This is a genomic window from Arthrobacter sp. PvP103, from assembly GCF_017833075.1.
Taxonomy (GTDB): Bacteria; Actinomycetota; Actinomycetes; order Actinomycetales; family Micrococcaceae; genus Arthrobacter.
Map to the genome: position 1 here is coordinate 1,770,331 of NZ_JAFIBQ010000001.1, position 18,001 is coordinate 1,788,331.

The 18,001-nt window shown below is 66.7% G+C and carries 17 protein-coding genes; 11 read left to right on the plus strand and 6 right to left on the minus strand.

The annotated features are described in order from the left end of the window. The first annotated feature begins 146 nt into the window (after window positions 1-146). Together JOE41_RS08205 and JOE41_RS08210 are read left to right on the plus strand one after the other, a co-directional pair. Window positions 147-713, plus strand: a complete 567-nt coding sequence (locus JOE41_RS08205; RefSeq protein ID WP_245200665.1) for a hypothetical protein — start codon at window positions 147-149, stop codon at window positions 711-713. Window positions 714-1,080: 367 nt separating this feature from the next. Continuing rightward, entirely contained in the window at window positions 1,081-1,521 is a 441-nt protein-coding gene (locus JOE41_RS08210; protein WP_209751917.1) for a hypothetical protein, read from the plus strand. A 33-nt stretch (window positions 1,522-1,554) separates the two neighbouring features. On the opposite strand, the gene JOE41_RS08215 is transcribed toward JOE41_RS08210, so the two are convergent. After that, window positions 1,555-2,367, minus strand: coding sequence for an alpha/beta fold hydrolase (locus tag JOE41_RS08215; RefSeq protein WP_209751919.1), 813 nt, complete (start codon window positions 2,365-2,367; stop codon window positions 1,555-1,557). A 37-nt stretch (window positions 2,368-2,404) separates the two neighbouring features. Between JOE41_RS08215 and JOE41_RS08220 the strand changes: the two genes are divergently transcribed. Beyond that, window positions 2,405-2,815: a VOC family protein gene (locus JOE41_RS08220; protein WP_209751921.1), complete on the plus strand. Its 411-nt coding sequence runs from the start codon at window positions 2,405-2,407 to the stop codon at window positions 2,813-2,815. Here the strand turns inward: JOE41_RS08220 and JOE41_RS08225 are convergent. After that, the gene (locus JOE41_RS08225; protein WP_209751923.1) at window positions 2,805-3,542 is read right to left on the minus strand and encodes a GPP34 family phosphoprotein; all 738 of its coding nucleotides are present in this window, start codon (window positions 3,540-3,542) and stop codon (window positions 2,805-2,807) included. The genes JOE41_RS08220 and JOE41_RS08225 overlap by 11 nt on opposite strands. Before the next feature lie 289 nt (window positions 3,543-3,831). On the opposite strand from JOE41_RS08225, the gene JOE41_RS08230 reads away from it, so the two are divergent. The 7 genes from JOE41_RS08230 to JOE41_RS08260 all read left to right on the plus strand — a co-directional run bounded on the left by JOE41_RS08230 (window position 3,832) and on the right by JOE41_RS08260 (window position 11,476). Continuing rightward, window positions 3,832-4,887: an iron-containing redox enzyme family protein gene (locus JOE41_RS08230; RefSeq protein WP_209751925.1), complete on the plus strand. Its 1,056-nt coding sequence runs from the start codon at window positions 3,832-3,834 to the stop codon at window positions 4,885-4,887. A 20-nt stretch (window positions 4,888-4,907) separates the two neighbouring features. After that, window positions 4,908-5,183, plus strand: a complete 276-nt coding sequence (locus JOE41_RS08235; protein ID WP_209751927.1) for a CDGSH iron-sulfur domain-containing protein — start codon at window positions 4,908-4,910, stop codon at window positions 5,181-5,183. 237 nt (window positions 5,184-5,420) lie between these two features. After that, window positions 5,421-6,320 (plus strand): MurR/RpiR family transcriptional regulator, encoded by a 900-nt coding sequence (locus JOE41_RS08240; protein ID WP_209751929.1) that lies wholly within the window; start codon window positions 5,421-5,423, stop codon window positions 6,318-6,320. 45 nt (window positions 6,321-6,365) lie between these two features. After that, window positions 6,366-7,271 (plus strand): NAD(P)-dependent oxidoreductase, encoded by a 906-nt coding sequence (locus tag JOE41_RS08245; RefSeq protein WP_209751931.1) that lies wholly within the window; start codon window positions 6,366-6,368, stop codon window positions 7,269-7,271. Between the two features lie 32 nt (window positions 7,272-7,303). Further along, on the plus strand, window positions 7,304-8,851 hold the full coding sequence (locus JOE41_RS08250) for an aldehyde dehydrogenase (protein ID WP_209751933.1): 1,548 nt from the start codon (window positions 7,304-7,306) through the stop codon (window positions 8,849-8,851). Window positions 8,852-8,879: 28 nt separating this feature from the next. After that, on the plus strand, window positions 8,880-10,106 hold the full coding sequence (locus JOE41_RS08255) for an amidohydrolase (protein ID WP_209751935.1): 1,227 nt from the start codon (window positions 8,880-8,882) through the stop codon (window positions 10,104-10,106). Continuing rightward, entirely contained in the window at window positions 10,103-11,476 is a 1,374-nt protein-coding gene (locus tag JOE41_RS08260; RefSeq protein WP_011693419.1) for a DUF3100 domain-containing protein, read from the plus strand. The genes JOE41_RS08255 and JOE41_RS08260 overlap by 4 nt, the downstream gene beginning before the upstream one ends. 95 nt (window positions 11,477-11,571) lie before the next feature. Here JOE41_RS08260 and JOE41_RS08265 read toward each other — a convergent pair whose 3' ends face one another. From JOE41_RS08265 to JOE41_RS08280, 4 genes are all read right to left on the minus strand, one after another. Further along, window positions 11,572-12,240 carry a GntR family transcriptional regulator gene (locus JOE41_RS08265; protein ID WP_209751937.1) on the minus strand — a complete coding sequence of 223 codons (669 nt, stop codon included), beginning with the start codon at window positions 12,238-12,240 and terminating at the stop codon, window positions 11,572-11,574. A 44-nt stretch (window positions 12,241-12,284) separates the two neighbouring features. Then, on the minus strand, window positions 12,285-13,271 hold the full coding sequence (locus tag JOE41_RS08270) for an ornithine cyclodeaminase family protein (RefSeq protein ID WP_209751939.1): 987 nt from the start codon (window positions 13,269-13,271) through the stop codon (window positions 12,285-12,287). Window positions 13,272-13,358: 87 nt separating this feature from the next. Next, window positions 13,359-14,696, minus strand: coding sequence for an amidohydrolase family protein (locus JOE41_RS08275; protein WP_209751941.1), 1,338 nt, complete (start codon window positions 14,694-14,696; stop codon window positions 13,359-13,361). A gap of 191 nt (window positions 14,697-14,887) precedes the next feature. After that, complete coding sequence (locus JOE41_RS08280) at window positions 14,888-16,375, minus strand: amidohydrolase family protein (protein ID WP_209751943.1); 1,488 nt, start codon at window positions 16,373-16,375, stop codon at window positions 14,888-14,890. A gap of 165 nt (window positions 16,376-16,540) precedes the next feature. Here JOE41_RS08280 and JOE41_RS08285 point away from each other — a divergent pair, with 165 nt between their 5' ends. Then, complete coding sequence (locus tag JOE41_RS08285; protein ID WP_245200666.1) at window positions 16,541-17,998, plus strand: DUF3100 domain-containing protein; 1,458 nt, start codon at window positions 16,541-16,543, stop codon at window positions 17,996-17,998. Window positions 17,999-18,001: the final 3 nt, after the last annotated feature.

Genomic DNA, 18,001 nt, shown 5'->3' on the forward strand with positions numbered 1-18,001 from the left:
CTGTGCCCACATTTTCCGGTTATGGGTCCACGCAGAATTGGTATTTCCGCGGGCGGACCGTTGTGTCTAGCGTTTTACTTACGCTGGCCCGCTTGGCGGTTCTTTCGCCGGCGCCAACTGACGTGATTCCGAACCGAGGAGTGCATTTGGCCGTTCTGTCCAGCCCTGTTTTGCACAGCCCTGTTCTGCAGCCATCTGTTCCGCACCCGGCCGACGGCGGTTACTACCGTTACCGGGGACGGCGGAAGCCTGACGCGGCAGCTGTCCAGGCGGAACAGCTCCGGCAGCTCCTCAAGGAGGACCGGCGACGGATTTCCTTCAATGCCAGCAGCATAAGGGCGCTTTCGGTCCGCCTAAACCAGCACGTCGCCCAGGCACTGTGCGACGGCCTGAAGATGACAGGCCTTGCCAGGGCCGCCGGCCTTTCCCGCTGGGCAGTGCGGACCATCGGGTTGTCCTCTGACGACCTGGCACCGTCCGGGCTGACGGCTGAGCAGCAGCTTGCCCTGATTAGCGGAGTGAAGTCCGAACTGGCCGAGCTGGAGGAGTCGAAGGCGGCCCTGGAAGGGCGGCGGCTGAAGCTCCTGGCGGCGGCGCGCAGGCTGGGAACCATGGACGATTACGAACTTGCCGCACTGAGCGGGCTCCCCAGCGAGGCGATCCGGAAGATGACCTGGGGGCTTGCGCCCGATCCTGGTCTCATCCCTGCTTAGACCACGACGGCGGGACCTCCCGCCGTCGTCCGTCTTGCACTGAGTGCGGGCCACCTGAACCACTGGTATGACTCCCGGGAGCCATGCGCCCAACACGGCCAGCGCACTAATTCAGGTTGTTCTCCGCCGTTTCCGGCCCGCCCTGTTTAATTCTACGGACCTTCCGCCGACGTCCGTTTGCGTTAAGCGTTGTCACGCAGGCAGCTAGTGAGTAGTCTACGGCCATCCGGACTTTCCGCCGCATCAGGCGGCGCCCGGAACGGCGCTGTCGTCAGGGGCCACGCCCCGTACCTATAAGGCGCCCAGCCACCGCATTGGCCCGCCATGCGGAACCAGGACGCCACGCTTCCATTCAAGGGAGAACCTGATGTTAGGCACCAGAAGCTGCCTTGCCGCCGCTCTTGCAGCCACCCTCGTGGCCATAGCCACCCCCGCACAAGCAGCCCCCGCAACGCTCGTAAGCGCCGGGCCGGGAATCCTCGTCGCCGACGGCGCAGCGGTGGATGTTCCCGTCACCTTCGTTTGCGACACCGATCCCGCATTGATCATCGCAATACCCGTGGTCCAACTCACCCAAAGAGTCAGCGACGGACGGATCGCCGCCGGCGGCGGAAATGATCAGCTCAGCTGCACCAAGCAGACCCAAACAGTCACCATACGAGTAATCCCGAACATGATGGCGTTCAACGAAGGTGCCGCCGCGGCTTCGGTCTACCTGCAAACGTGCAGCGCGCAATTCCAGTGTTCCGCCAAGATTGTCCACACCGAAATTACGCTCGCCAATCCGGCCGGCGACGGGCAGGACTGACATTGGGCAGGACTCAGGAGAACAGCTAAGCCCCTAGCCGTCGAGGAACAGCATCAGGAACGGGGCGGTGGCGTGCATCGTCCGCAGGTCCCCGACGCTGGCGGCCTGCTCGCCAAGGTAGTCGCCGTGGCCGCCGGGGACGACCAGCAGGCGGGCCCCCGGGATGAGCGTGGCCATCCGGTCGGCGTACGCGGCGGTGACGATGTCCCGGTCGCCGCACACCACCAGTGTGGGCGCCGTGACGGTGCCCAGTTCGTTGTCGGACCAACCGGGGAAGTCAAGGATGCGCCGGCGATCAAGCTCGAAGAGCCGCTCCAGGTGGCCGGGTTCCGGGTTCAGGAGGCGGTCGGCGTCCTTGTAGGTGTCGGGCATGTCCTCCAGCGTGGCCGTTGCCATGCCGTCCCAGAACTCCTCCGGCACGGCGTCGCGGCTCACAAAGGTGGAAGCCGCGATGAGGCGCCGGACAGCGGCGGGGCGTGCGAGTGCCAGCGCGATCGCGGTGTGCCCGCCGGCGCTGAATCCCAGCACATCAACGGTTTCGACGTTGAGGTCGCCCAGGACGGCGAGAATGTCGCCGGCGGAGTTCTCGGCGGTGAGCGGGCGGCTGGTGGGCTGGGTGCGGCCGTGGCCCTCCTCCTCCACGGCGATCACCTGGCGGTGTTCGGCCAGCAGCGGGATGAGTTCACTGAAGTTCGTGCCGATGGTGGAGCCGCCGCCCGGGATGAGGAGCAGCGGCGGCCGGCCCGGCAACGCCCCCCCGTGGACCTCGTAATACATGCGGAGGCCGTTGTTGTCCGCGTAGCCGTGGCTGAAGGTTGGATCTGTCCGGTTTCTGCTGTACGTCATCGAGTATTCCCATCTGATTTTCGGAGAGGAGCCAGAAATGCCCAACGATCTTACGGACATGGTCAGCGTCCGCTACATGGTTGACGACGTCGAGGCGGCCGTCGACTTCTACACAAAACACCTCGGATTCACCCTCAGGATGAGCGCGGCGCCGGCGTTCGCCGACGTCGGGCGCGGCCGGCTGCGGCTCCTGCTGAGCGGGCCGGCCAGCTCGGCAGGGCGGCCGATGCCGGATGGCGCGGTGCCGTTACCGGGAGGATGGAACCGCATCCATCTCATCGTGGACGATATTGCGGCAGAGGTCGACCGGCTGCGCGCAGCCGGGCTCACCTTCCGGAACGACATCGTCAGCGGCCCGGGCGGCCAGCAGATCCTGCTCGTGGACCCGGCCGGAAACGTCGTCGAGTTGTTCCAGCCCGCGGGCGAACAGCCCCGGGCTAGGTCATAGCCTCTGCCTCCGCCATCCGGATCATTCGCAGTTCGTCCGCCACCGCACGGGCAGGCCAGTAGTCCTTCGCCAGCTTTCGAGGAAAGTCCCGATCAGCTTCCGGGAACATTTTGTCGAGCAGCCCGGCCGCCTCAAGCAGGGCGATCAGGGCTGTGGTCCTGGCGTCTGCCGGTTTGGCATCGGCCGGCGTCGTAGTTGCCTGCGGCGCTACCGGCGCCGCAGTTGCCGGCGGCGAGGCCGGCGTCGCAGCCGCCGGCTTGAGTCCGAGTGCGTCATGGATCTTCTTCAAAAGCGCGGCCTCCGGACCGTGGTCCTTCTCCGGATACCGCACGGACTTGAACAGGCCCAGATGCTTCTCGCCGACCCGGTCCACAATGCCTTTCGAAGCCATCCCCTCATAGGCGCGCTGCACTTCTGCCCGCCCCTCCAGCATGGAGACCCACCGTTTGGGAGTGTGAGGCCGCGATTTGTGACGGATGAGCTCTAACTGGTGCTGGAAGTCCGATTGCGGGACGGTCCCGGTAGCCCTCACGTGCTTCCCGTCCAGCCGGATCGCGCCGAGTAGTTCCAGCTCGGCCAATATTGCCCCTGCCACAGTGGTCCGGAGTATGTAGGCCGGCACTTCGGGGGCGCCGTCGGTGTCGTTCGTAGCCAGGAGGAGGAATGCCTGGGGAAGGCTCAGCTCCGGGGCCCTGGGTTCCTCCGCCTGAGGTGTTTGTGCATCCATACGATCATGGTGGCGCAGTTACGCGACTACCACAATGAGTCTCGGCAAAGCCGCCGCGCGCTGCCACCAGCCCTTGCGCGTTCAATAGCAAGTATGCTTAGTATCCATCACGACGAAGGGAACCACCGCCATGAAGAAACTGCTCATCGCTTTCCTCCCCACCATCATCAGCCGCGTCATGCGCGCCCGGCGGGCGAAACAGAACCCTGCCGCCAACCCCCGCAACCGGAACCGGCTCTAACCCCGTCCGCAGCAGCGCCCGCCTGGCACGAGAATCCCTAGGAGAACCATGAACATCCCCGACCCGCGGGGGCCGGTCAGCGCCGCCCTGCTAGCACTCCTCGCCGGCCAGCCCGACGCGGACGCAGCAGCCCTTACCGGCCTGCAGGTACTCGTCTCCGCTCAGCTGGCCGAGACCGGGGACGTCATCGAGGACGAGGACCTCCAGTTGGCGCTTTTCTGTCTCTACGAGCTGCACTATGGCGGACTGGACGGCGTGGATGACGGCTGGGAGTGGACTCCGGGCCTGATCGCCGTCCGGCGGCTGCTGGAGCAGCCGTTCGAGGAGGCGTTGCGGACGGCGGCGCGGACCGAGGCCCCCGCGGCTCCCCCGGTCACCACGGGAGTCCTTGTCAGTGACGCCGTGGCCACCGTCCTGTTCACCCTCGCGGCCGCGGACACCGGGCCCAGCCTTTCAAAGCACGTCGCGAAGATGGCCAGCCCCGACCAGCTCCGGGAATTCCTCATCCACAAATCCCTCTATCAGCTCAAGGAAGCGGACCCGCACACGTGGGCAATCCCCCGCCTCTCCGGCCGCGCCAAAGCCGCCCTGGTGGAGATCCAGGCCGACGAATACGGCGGCGGCCGCGCGGACCGGATGCACAGCGCCCTCTTCGCCAGGACCATGCGCGCCCTCGATCTCGATGACCGGTACGGCGCCTACGTCGATGCAGTGCCCGCGATTGCCCTTGCTTCGGTAAACATGATGTCCCTCTTCGGATTGAACCGCCGCCTCCGCGGTGCCATCTCCGGGCACCTGGCGATCTACGAGATGACGTCCTCCCGGCCCAACCAGCTCTATGGCAACGGTTTCCGCCGCCATAATTTCGACGCGGCAGCAACCGCCTACTTCGATGAACACGTGGAGGCCGACGCCGTCCACGAGCAGATCGCAGGACGGGATCTCGCGGGAGGTCTGGTGGAGGCAGAACCGGACCTGCTCCCCGACGTGCTGTTCGGGGCGACGGCGGCCATTGCCTTAGACACCAGGCTCACCCTCCGCATCCTCGAGGCCTGGGAGAACGGGCGCACCTCACTCCGCACCGGCCTCCCCGCTGCCGCATGACCACGCACCAGGAAGGGCACATGAACCAGGAGCCCGCTGAAGGTTCGATCGTCGTCTGCCCGGACGGGCCCTTGCTGGTCCGTGGTGACTTCGAGATTGTCACGCCTTCCGGAGAGCCCGTGCCGAGGCAGCGCCGGACGGTGGCGCTCTGCCGGTGCGGGGCGTCAGCGATCAAACCCTACTGCGACGGGACACACAAGCTGATCAAGTTCCGGACCGAACCTGCGGGGCCGGCAGACACCGGGCCGGCAGACACCGGGCCGGCAGACACCGGGCCGGCAGACACTGGGCCCTAGGCGCCACTTCAGCGCGGACATCGGCGCTGACTCCAACAGCTGACTCCAAAAGGTGAACGGACGACGGCGGGACCTCCCGCCGTCGTCCGTTGCTGTTTGCGCCGCGGCAGCCCAAAGGCCGCCGCAACGAGGATTAACAAGCCGGAAACCAAAAAGCCTGTTCGCAAACGAAATTGCATAGTAGATTTGATGCAATCAGCCTTGCAGAGTGATGTGCGTTACAGAAGAGGTCCGGACTTGAACACCAACGCGGTCGATCTTGAAGCCGGCGGAGCAGGCGCGGGCGGCGCGGGCAACGTTTCCCACGCGTGGCTCGGCGACGCCCTGCCGGACGTTCCGCTGTCCAAGGCGCAGAGCCGGGTGGTGGATGTCATCGCCCGCAATCCGCAGCTCTCCTCCTACGCGGACATCGCCGAGATCGCCCAGCGGGCGGACGTCAACAACTCCACGGTGGTCCGCACGGCCCAACACCTGGGCTACCGCGGCTGGCCCGATCTCCAGCGGGAACTGCGCTCGCGCTACCTCGTCATGATCTCCACCGAGGACACCCTGACCGAGCATGGCGAACACCGCAGCCCCCTCCACGACGCGATCAACCACGACATCGAGAATCTCCGCCTGACGCTGGACTCCAATACGGGCGACGACGCCGAGGCCGCCATTGCGGCCATGGCCGCCGCCAAATCCATCACCGTCGTCGGGCTTGGCTCTTTCGCCGGCCCCGCCAGCGTGATGGCGCACCTGGGCTCGACCATGGGCTACCCCATCACGTTGGAGAACCGCGCCGGCGTCCACCTCGCTTCCAGCACCAACACCCTCGGCGAAGGGGACGTCCTGGTGGTCATCAACATGTGGCGCTCCATCCGGCAGATCATCGTCACAGCCGAAGCCGCCAAGCAGGCAGGTGCCGCGGTCATCGCCATCAGCGACATGCGCCGCGGCCGCCTGGCCGCGGCCGCCGACCACCTCCTGGTGGTGGCCTCGGAAGGCATCTCCTTCTTCCAGTCCGTCACCGCGGCAAACTCCGTGGTCTACGGCCTCCTCGCGGGCATGGAGGCTGCACATCCCGAACGCAGCCGCGCCGCCATCCGGCGTACCCAACAGCTCTGGAAAGACCTGGACATCTACCTCGACTGACCCCCACACCCCCACACCCCCACACGTATCCTCCAGGAGTACTTCATGAACACCAGCACCCGCATAGCCGTCATTGGCCTTGGAGCCATGGGCGGAGCCATGGCTGCCACGCTGCACAAAGCCGGCTGGGACGTCACCGGCTTCGACCCCTCCGAGGCCGCCCGGACCGCAGCCGCCCAAACCGGAATCGCCACCACCGCCAGCCTTGACGACGTCGCCGGAACCCCTTACGCCGTCCTCTCACTGCCTGCAGCCAGCATCGTGGAAACCACCGTTCCCCGGCTCCTGGCCGTACCGGGGACCGTGGCGATCATTGACACCACCACCTCCGAACCGGCCACGAGCAAGCAGATGGCCCACCTTGCCGACACACAGGGCGCGGCTTTCGTTGACGCTCCGGTCTCCGGTGGCCGCGACGGTGCAGCAACGGGATCCCTGAGCGCGTTCGTTGGCGGAACCGACGCCGCCCTCGCCGCCGCCGAACCCGTACTCCTCGCCCTCACCGGCGGCAAGTACAGCCACATCGGCGGCCCCGGCAGCGGCAACGTGGTCAAGCTCCTCAACAACGTCCTGGCGGCGGCCAACCTGGTGTCCGTGGGCGAGGCGCTCGGAGTGGCCAAGGCCTACGGCATCGATCCCGCCAAGGCGGCGGCCAGCATCAGCGAAGCCTCCGGCGGCAGCAGAGTCTCGGCCAACATGTACCCCACCTGGGTACTCAGCGGCACCCACGATTCTGGCTTCTCGCTCGGCCTGATGGCCCGGGATGCCGCCCTCGCCGTGGAGGTCGCCGCCCAGATCGGCGAAAGCCCGGCCCTCCTTGCAGCCGTGGCCGGGCAGTGGCAGGACGCCCTCGCCGCCCTCGGACCGCGCGCCGACTTCACCGAAATCGCCAGGACCGTCGCCCCCGCCATCACGCCAGCGGGCGCGCCGTCCACCGCACCCGTCTCCTGATCCCCGGATCCCAGCCCTGAAGGACCATCACGTTGAGCATCACCACAGCACCCACCTCCTCCTCGGCGGCCACCGCCCGGGCCGTCCTCGACGCAGCCTTTCCGGCCGGCCTCGGCGCCTTCCTTGACGGTAAGACCGTTCCCGGCAGCGGGGAGAGCATCACCCTCACTGCCGCGGCCACCGGCGAAGCTTTTGCCAGCTACGCTGACCCCGGCGCCGAAGGTGCCAACGCCATCCAGGAAAGCTCGACGGCGGGCGCGGCAGTCTGGGGCGCGATGAACGGCTTCGAAAGGGCCGCCATCCTGCGCAATGTGAGCCGCGTCGTGGAAGCGCACGGCGAGGAACTTGCCATCCTCGAGTCCGCCACCACCGGCAAACCCATCCGGGACGCCCGCGTCGAGGCCGCCAAGGTGGCCGAGATGTTCGGCTACTACGCCGGCTGGGCGGACAAGCTGACGGGTCTCACCATTCCGGTTCCCGGCCCGTGGCACACCTACACCGAACGCGTCCCCTGGGGCGTCGTCGTCGCCATCACGCCCTGGAACGCTCCCCTGTTTACGGCGGGCTGGAATTCCGCCGCCCCGCTGGCCGCCGGCAATGCCGTGATCATCAAGCCCAGCGAATTCACTCCGGCATCCTCCGTCCGGCTCGCCCAGCTGGCGCACGAAGCAGGCCTGCCGGCAGGTGTGTTCAATGTGGCGGCCGGGCTGGGCCAGACCATGGGCGCGGCCCTCACCACCGACCGGCGCGTGGGCAAAATCAGCTTCATCGGCTCCGTCCCCACCGGCCGGCGCGTGGCTGTTGCGGCTGCGCAGGCCGGGATTCCCGCCCTCTTGGAACTCGGCGGCAAGAGCGCGAACATCGTCTTCGCCGATGCGGACCTGGACCGTGCCGCCGACGGCGCCATCTCGGCGATCTTCTCCGGCGCCGGGCAGTCATGTGTCGCCGGATCGCGGCTCCTGGTGGAGCGGAGCGTGCACGCACAGTTCATTGAGCTCGTGGCGGACCGTGCCGCCCGGCTGCGGGTGGGCGACCCGCTCAGCGCGGACACCGAGGTGGGCCCGATCATCACGGCCCGGCAGTTCGCCACGGTCAACACCCTCATCGAAGCAGGAATGAACGACGGCGGCCGCCGGGTCACCGGGGCGGCACTTCCGGACGCCCTCGCCGGGTCCACGCTGTCCGGCGGGCACTGGGTCATGCCCACCCTGCTCGACGGCGTCACGCCCGCAAACCGCCTCGAAACGACGGAGGTGTTCGGTCCGGTGGTGGGTGCCGACGCCTTCGACACCGAAGCTGAAGCCATCGCCCGGGCCAACAACACCAACTTCGGCCTGGCCGGCGCCGTATGGACGTCCGACATTTCCCGCGCGCACCATATCGCCCGCGAGGTGAAGGCAGGAACGTTCTGGATCAACTCCTACAAGACCATCCACGTGGCGGTTCCGTTCGGCGGCTTCGGCGACTCCGGCCACGGGCGCTCGTCCGGCCCTGGCGTCCTGGACGAGTACACCCAGACGAAGGCGGTCTGGGTGCCAACGCGGGCTGCCGGTTCCCCCTTCCCGTCCCTGTCCTACTAAAGCGCCCTACGAGAACAGGCAGATACTGATGGAACTGACAGACTCAAGCCCCGCCCTGGCGGCGCTCCGCACGGCCCTTGCCGCCGGCGTCGAAAACTGGAAGCCCCGCGTCCAGGCCATGGCGCGGGAAATCCACGCCGCGAAGGAGGTCTCCTTCGAGGAGGTCCGTTCCGCCGAGGCGGCGGCGGCACTGCTGGCCGAAGGCGGCTTCGAGGTTGAACGCGGCACCGGCGGGCTGCCCACAGCGTTCACCGCGAGCGCGGGCAGCGGCGAACTGACCGTGGTGCTGTGCGTGGAATACGATGCGCTCCCGGACATCGGGCACGCCTGCGGGCACAACCTGATCGCGGGCGCATCGGTGGCCGCCGCACTGGCCCTGCAACCGCACGTGGACCAGCTGGGCATCACGCTGAAAGCCATCGGAACGCCCGCCGAGGAGCATGGCGGCGGCAAGGCGCTCATGCTGGAGCAGGGAGCGTTCGACGGCGTGGGGCTGGCTTTGATGGTCCATCCCGTCCAGGACGGGCTGACCTACAACCCGGCCGGCACCAGTGCGCAGGCCGTGGGCCGTTACAAGGCGACGTTCACCGGCAAGGCCGCCCACGCGGCAGCGGCCCCGCACCTGGGCGTAAACGCCGCGGACGCGGCCGTGCTGAGCCAGGTGGCCATTGGGCTGCTCCGCCAGCAGATCCCCTCGGACCACCGCATCGCCTGCTTCGTTGAGGAAGCCGGACACGTCACCAACATCATTCCGGAGCGGGCCGTGGTCCAGTTTGAATGCCGGGCCTTCACCCTGCCGGAATACGACGCGCTGCACCAGCGCGTTCGCCGCTGTTTCGAAGGAGCCGCGATGGCCACCGGAACAACGCTGGCCATCGAGGAGGCGGAACCCCTCTACGAGCCCCTCCTCCAGGACGATGCCCTGGCTGCGCACTGGACCGATGCGATGGAGGTGTTCGGCAAGGACATCTCGCGTTCGTCAGGCCTCAGCGGCGGCTCCACCGACATGGGCAACATCTCCCAGGTCATCCCGTCCCTGCATCCGTGGCTGAGCATTCCGGGTGCTGACGTTCCCATTCACTCGCATGCGTTCGCCGCGCTGGCCGACTCCCCGGAGGCCTACGGGGTGATGTTTGAAGCAGCCACCGCGCTGGCCTGGACGGTCGCCGCAGCAGCCTCAACCCCCGCACAAAGAGAACGCTTCATCAAAGCGGCATACCGCCGTCGTACTTTCACCCAGGAAGGCACATCATGAGCACCACCAAAACAGCGCGGATAGACAAGGCCGGCACCAAGCTGACCATCCCCATTGCCGCCCTGGCCCTTGTGATCGCCGTCGCGGTCCAGTTCATCGGCCAGGCCAAGATCGACGTCGGAATTGGCGCCATCATCATCTTCCCCATGGTGTGGGGCCTCATCGTGGGCCTGCTCGTCTCCATCCAGAAATTCAAGCCGCTCGGCCTTGACCTCCAGCGCGTTGCGGCTGCCCTGGTGGGCGTCGCCGTGCTGCTGCTGGTGGCCCGGCTGGCCTTCAATATCGGACCCAGCCTTCCCAGCCTCATCAAGGCCGGGCCGGCGCTGCTCCTCCAGGAAGTAGGCCACCTGCTGGGCACCATCGTGCTGGCACTCCCCCTGGCAGTGCTGCTCCGGATGGGCAAGGCAACCGTGGGTGCCACGTTCTCCCTGGACCGGGAACCGTCGTTCGCCATGGTCTCGGAAAAGTACGGACCGGATTCGGACCAGTACCGCGGCGTGCTGGCCATGTATGTTTTCGGCACCCTGTTCGGGGCCGTGTTCATCACGCTCCTCACCTCACTGGTGGCCAACTGGAAGATCTTCGATCCGCTGGCCCTGGCCATGGGCGCCGGCGTGGGTTCCGGCTCCATGATGGCCGCCTCCGCGGCCAGCATCGTCGCCGCCTACCCGGCCGATCAGGAAGCCATCCTGGGCATGGCCGCCGTGTCCAACCTGATCACCACCGTCCTAGGCGTCTACGTCGGCATCTACATTGCGCTGCCGCTGGCCGACCGCTTCTACAAGGCCCTCACCCGGAAGCAGACAGCACGCGAAGCTGCCGCCGTAACAGCAGGCGCCACCGCCGAGCGCAGCGCCGCCGACATCGACCGTGAAGAAGCACAGGCCGAGGAAAACCGCCTGTTCCGCGAGCGCGTCGCCGAATCGTCGGCAGCCATCAAGCTCCCGCTGTGGCTGTCCCTGTCGGTGCTGACGGTGCTCGGCATCGCCACGGCTTCGGTGGCGGCCAAGGGTTTCAGCCTGACGATTGTGGCCGGCTACGCCATCATGCTCGCCCTCGTGCTGGTCAGCATTGCCCTGGCGAAAGTCACCCGCAAGATCTCGGCGATCGTTTTCATCACCACCATCGGCGCCTACATCTCCAGCCCGTGGTTCTTCGGGGCAGGGGCGCTCAATGCCGCCGTCAAGACCGTGGACTTCCTGTCCATCGCCACGGTCATGCTGACGCTGGCGGGCCTGTCGCTGGGCAAGGACATCCCGCTGCTGAAGAACATCGGCTGGAAGATCATCCCGGTGGGCCTGGTGGCCATCACGGCGTCCTTCCTGCTTTCCACCGTGATCGCGGAGTTCGCCCTGGGGCTCTGGCACTAGGACCCCCGGCTTTCGGAACAAACAGAAAGGACGACGACGGGACATCCCGCCGTCGTCCTTTCCGTTTGGTCAGCCTGTCCGGTCAGCTTGTCCGGTCAGCTTTCGGGCAGGCGCCCGGCCAGTCCTTGGAGTGACGGCTCGCGGCCCAGCTCCACATGCGCGTAGGCCAGCGCCGCCGCCAGCTCCGCCTTGCCGTCATAGATGGCCTTGCACAGGCTCAGGTGCTCAGCGCACTGCACCTGGGGATCACGGTGCCCGGTCAAGGTGAAGAGCCACTGCATCCGGCCCAGCAGCGGCTTCATGGAGTACTCCAGCAGCGAGTTGCCTCCCATCGCCACAATCTCTGCGTGCAGGGCCGTGTTGCTGAGCGGGATCTGCGCGTGATCGTGGCGCAGGGTTGCTTCTTCCGCCTGGTCCATCATGTGCTGCAACCGCGACGAGGACTGGCCCCTTGCCGCGGCCTGGGCGGCGAGGCGTGCGGCGAGGACTTCCAGGCTGAGCCGCACGTCAAAGAGTTCGTTCACGTCGCGCAGGGTGATCTGCTTGACGGTGGCACCACGCCGGGGGGACGTATCAATAAAGCCTTCGGCTTCGAGCTGCTGGAGGGCTTCCCTGACGGGTACGCGGGAAACGGCCAGGGTCTGGGACAGCTCACGTTCCCGGAGCCGGGAGCCCGGCGCGAAGTCGCCTGAAATGATCAGTTCCCGGATCCGCGCCCGGGCCGTGTCCGAGGAGGACGCGGGGGATTCCGCTTGGACCGTCATACATACCTCCCGTTATTGCTGCGGCGTCGTGCTTCCGCAGCCTCTCAGTTATTCAACGCCACGCGGGTGCCAACCCCCTTGCTGAGCGCAGCGTCGTACAGGAGCCGCCCGATCGCAAGGTCCTGCAGACCGATACCTACCGAATTGAACAAGGTTACGTCCTCAGCACTGACGCGGCCCGGTCGTGTCCCGGCCGCCACGTCACCAAGTTCGGCTTCCACGTCCTCAAAGCCCATCACACCCTCGGCCACCGGGATGATGAGCCCGCCGGATTTTGCTTTGGCCGTGGCCAGGCTGTCCACGAAAACCCTCGCCCTCACCATGCCCGCGGAATCTATCTCCCGGTGGTCCGCGCGGGGACGGGATCCGACAGCGTTCACGTGCAGCCCGGGCTTGAACCACTCGCCTTTTACCAGGGGCGCAACGGCCGGTGTGAGGGTGCACAGCACGTCGGCGGCCTCCACCACTTCCCGGACGCTGGCAGCCCGCGTGATGTTCAGGCCGTGATGGGATATTTCGGCGCAGAAGGCGGCGACGGTGCCCGCGGAACGGGACCACACCACCACGTTTTCGATCGGGAGGACGGAAAGCATGGCTTCCACATGCGCCACCGCCAGGGCACCTGCCCCGACCAGCCCCAGGGTGGTGCTGCCTGGCCTGGCGAGCAGCTTCGTCGCCACGGCGCTGGCGGCGGCAGTCCGGACCCGTGTGGGCACTTTGCCGTCCAGGATCGCCAGGGTCTCACCGGTCAGCTGGGAGACGAGCATGATCGTGGACCGCTGGGTGGGGAGGCTGGACTCCCGGTTCGCAGGGATGTCCGCCAGCAGTTTCACTGATGCCAGTTCTTCGGCGCTGGACAGCGCTGCCATCGGCAGGAACCTCGCGTCAGACGAGGGCAGGAGGAGGGAATCCGGCGCCGGCTGAACGGCGGTGCCCCGGCTGAGGCCGGCAAAAACGCGTTCGACGGCGGCAATCGTCGCGGGCATATCGGCCAGGGCCTGGAGCTCGGAGGCCTTAAGAATCAGGGTCATGGGTGGCTTTCTCAAATGGGCGCGGCTAAACGCTCGGGCAGGGTAAGGCGGGCGGGGACAGCGTCGCCGCTATCCCCTGGCCCTCGATCAGAGGTCGTTCCGGACAAGGACCCCCTGTGCCACCACAGCCCGGATTTCTTCCAGGGCCGAAGCGCTGCTCAACGGATCGGAGTCCACAATGACGGCGTCGGCGAAAGAACCGCGCATCAGTCGGCCCGCGCTCTCACCCCAGCCGAGCAGGGCGGCGGCGTTCACCGTCGCTGCCCTGAGCGCTTCCAGCGGAGACAGCCCTGCCTCGGCAAGAAGACGGACTTCCGTGCCAATCGGGGTTACGTCGGATCCGAAAGAGTCCGTCCCCGCAACGATGGTCACACCGGCTTCATGGGCAGCTTTGACGGCGGCTTTAATAATGGGCGTGTATTCCTTGCCGCGGGCGGCGAGGATGGGATTGGGCGAGCCCGCCATCCCTGTGATGGCATCCATGGTTGGCGTGAAGTAGGTCCCTCGGCGGGCCATCCGGGAAATGGTCTCCTCGGTGACGAAGACGCCGTGCTCGATGCTCCGAACACCGGCCCGGACTGCGCCGTCGATCCCTTCCGCGCTGTAGGCGTGGCACAGCACTCCTGCTTTTCCTGCGGCCTTGACCACGGCAGAGAGCTGATCGTAGGTGTAGACGAGTTCGCGGGGGTCCTGTTCCGGCAGCCCCGCCCGGGGGTTGGCCCGGGTTTTGATCACCTGGGCGCCGCGTTTCAGGTTGGTGCGGGTGAGGTAGGCAAGGTCCGATGGTTCGGCGACTCCCCCGGACAGGGAGGCGAGTGGTGCAAGGTCCGGGTCTGCAAGGAGCGAGTCCCCGAGTTCGGGTGAAATGAACAGCCCGGCCGGGCTCATCCGGGGCGAGGCGCCGACGGCCCAGGCGGGCAGGGCAGCAAGGGCGACGTCCTGGTAGAAGCTGCTCGACCCGCTCCTGACGCTGGTCGCGCCGCCCTGCAGGATGGCCCGTGCATCGGCCAGTGCGTTGGCATGGACGTGCACGTCGATGAGGCCGGGGAGGACAAAGCGGCCGGCGGCATTCACGATGCGGGCGCGCCCGGCAAGTGCGGCCACGGCACGCCGTGTTTCCTCCCGGCTGCCGACGGCGGTGACCTTACCGCCTTCCAGGACAAGGACCCCGTCTGGCACGGCGTCGCCTGTCATGGGGTCCACTATGGTGCCGCCCTCGATGATCATGGGCTGCGGTGAAGCGGGCCGGCCGGGGTAGCCGGGACCGGATGCGTTGCCCTCCGCTTTCGCGGCCGGGGCACCTCCCAGCTGAGCGGCAAGGCTTGCCACTGAGATTCCGGCGAGGGCGGCCGCCCCGGCGAGGATGCCGCGGCGCGGAACCGCAGCGGGGGGCACAGCGGCAGGGGTGTGATCATGCAGGCACATTGTTTTCTCCAATGGAATGGGCCGCTCCGCAACACTGCGGGAGCCGATGTCAGCAGGTCAAAGTCATGGTTCCGGTAAGGGGGCGGAGGAGCTGTCCCAGGATGCGCCGGCAGCCCTCGCATGTATCCACCATACCGCCTTTGGTATACCAAGCCAATAGTGGGCGGCATGGTAGTCCGTAGCTCCCGTCGCTACGGGACAACAACCGGACGGGCAATTTCGGCGTGCGGATAGGTGGGCGGAAACAGCTCATCGGAAGCACGGCGCCGGACGTCCCGCTCCGAGTAGGCAGCCCGCATCGCCTCGAACAGCCCCTGACCCCCGGCCCGCAGCGCGTCCAGGTCAACGCCGGGCAGGGCACCGCCCACCACCACGGGGCGGCCGGCCACAAAAGTATCCGTAACCTGCCGCGCCGTGCCGTTGAGCACCAGGGTGCGAAGCGGATCCTCGACGACGCCGTCGCGGAAGTGGCCCAGGGAGAACACCGTGATGTCGGCCTGCATGCCGGGCGCCAGCCTCCCGAGGTCTTTCCGGCCAAGAGCTCGCGCACCGCCGAGGGTCGCGGCGTCAAAGTAGTCGGCCAGGGTCCCGGCGTCGGGCCTCCCCTCAACCATCCGGGTCAGGTGCATGCCCACGTCCATGCCCCGCACCAGGTCCGGCGGGAAAGAGTCGGTACCCAGGCACATATTGATTCCGGCCTCGCGGAAACGGTCGAACGAATCGAGCTGCTTCTGGTAGCGGAACGAGGTCAGCGGGCAGTGGACAATGCTGACGCCGTGCCGGGCCAGCACGTCCAGCGGACCTCCGGGAGCGGACGCGGCAGGGTCCTTGCCGCTAATCACCACCCCGTGCGGAATGAGAAGGCGGGTGCCGAACAGGCCGGTGGATTCGAGCAGTTCCAGGACGCCGCGTCCGGCTGAACGCTGCAGCAGCTCGTCCTCGAGGGGCGACTGGAGGCAGTGGAGCCGGACAATCGCGTCCCGATCGCGGGCGATCCTCGCCGTCTCCTGCATGAGGTTTTCGGACAGCGTCTCAATGCGGCACGGCAGCAATACGCCAGTGACGAGGGGGTCATTTAGCCCGGCGGCATGGTCGAGGAAACGCTCAGCGTCGCTCAGGCCGGCAACCCCCCGGGCTTCGTCAAAGTGGACCTCGCGGCTGCCTGCTGCAGTGGTGACGTGGACCCCGGAACGGTACGCGGGGCCGAGGTAGCCCCGCAGGCCGATCCGTCGGCTGGTCTCTGCCATGTCCACGAGCTCGTCGAAGCCTTCGGCCCAGGAACTGTGGATCTCTGAGGCGATGGGCATGTAGGTGGTAATGCCGTGCAGGGCGAGCTGGGCAAGGGCGAATTCGCGGATGGTGGCGCGTTCCGACGGCGTGAACACGTCCCGGCGGCGGCTGGCGAAGTAGTCGTCCGACCACAGGTGGCCGGCGGCGACGTCAGGCGAGGGCCACGAGTCCAGGATGAGGTGGTCGATGTCGGCGAGGGCATCCAGGTCGATCAGTCCAGGCATCACCAGGCTCTGGCCAAAGTCGCGTTCCTCATCAACCGGGCCCTCATAGTTGCGACCCACGAAGATGATGGAATCTCCTTCGAAGACGACTTCGCCGTCGGAGATGAGCGTGTGCCGGCTTCCGTCGAACCCCAGAACGAACCGGGCCGAGATCTTCGTGTACAAGGTGCCTCCTTGGGGCAGCGGCCGGGGATTACCGGCGTTTGAAAAATGTGACTTGCCTCTCAATGGGTACGAGTATACAGTCACTTGGTATACCAAAGCTTGATTCCGCAAATGCGAGACGTCTTTGTTCTGATCCCCCAACTCCTCCTTGGAAAGGCCTGCGCCATGCCCAACGAAACGAAGACCACAGGCGGCCCGGTACCCGCCTTAGTGGACGCGCCGCCCTCCCGTTCCTTCCGTGCCCGGCCCGCCCTGTGGCTCGGGATGATCGCGCTCTCCACAGCGGTCTGTGCCGTGGCCATCACGATCGGCACCCACAAGTTGCAGCTCGGTCCGGCAGCCATCGTCCTGATGCCCATCCTGTGGACCGTGCTCATTGGCGGATTCCTCGGCGTCCAGAAGTGGAAGCCGATCGGAGGGCGTGCACGTGCGGTGTCCACGCACCTGATGGACGTATCCATCGTTTTCTTCCTGGCAGGCCTCGGGACCCAGATTGGCCCGTCGCTGACGAAGTTCACCGACATTGGCCCCGCGATACTCCTCCAGGAGGTCGGGCACGTGGTCGGCACCGTGATCCTGGCCCTGCCGGTGGCAGTTGCCCTTGGATTGGGCCGTACTGCAATCGGCGCCACCTGGTCGATCGACCGCGAGTCCTACCTGGCCTTCGCCATCCAACGATTCGGCGTCCGTTCCCCCGAGTACCGCGGTGTTTTCGCAGTGTGGGTGCTGGGCAGTGTGTTTGGCGCCGTGTTCATCTCCCTGCTCGCCGGTCTTCTCGGCGGACTGGACTTCTTCGATCCCCGCGCCCTGGCGCTGGGCCTGGGACTGGGTTCCGCTTCCATGATGCTCGGGGGCGTCGGCGCCCTGTCCATCCTCTACCCCGAGATGGCCGGGGAGATCATGGCCCTCGCTGCGCTTTCCAACCTCGTGACCAACATCGTCGGCTTCTACGCCGGCGTCTTTATCGCGCTGCCGATGTGCCAGAAGCTCTACAAGATGTGGTCCCGCATCTTCGGACGGGACGACCTCGGCCGCCGTGTCCGCCACAGTGTTCCCAGTGGCGCGACAGTCGGAGCCCGAGCAGGCCGCACAGGCGCTGCGCTCCCGGGCGGGGCATTGACCGACTCCGATGAGGCGCCTGGCTCGGACACCGTGGACGTCAACGGAATCGAAGAGGATCCCACAGTTGTCCGGACACCCAGGACGTGGCTCATCGCATTCGCCGCGACCGGAGTGGCCGGTTTCTTCCTGAACGCCCTTGGCACCGGTTCAGCACAGCCGTTGGACGTGGTCGGCATCCTCATCCTGCTGGCTCTCACCGCCATCGCGCTGGTGCTCGCGAAGCTCGTCCCGGTTGTTCCGTCCAGCATCTGGGTGCTGGCCCTGGCCACGATTGCCTCCGCAACGTTCCTGCCCATCGGGCCCTTCGTCGCCTCCGCCACGCAGCACATCAGCGTCCTCTTCGCAGGCCTGCCCATGATCGCCCTGATCGGCATGTCACTGGGCCGCGACGTGAAGGCCCTGCGCTCACTGAGCTGGAAGATCATTATCGTCGCCCTGATGACGTTCACGGCGAGCTTCGTCGCCGCGGCAGCGATTGCACAGGTTGCCTTCCACTTCTAGTCC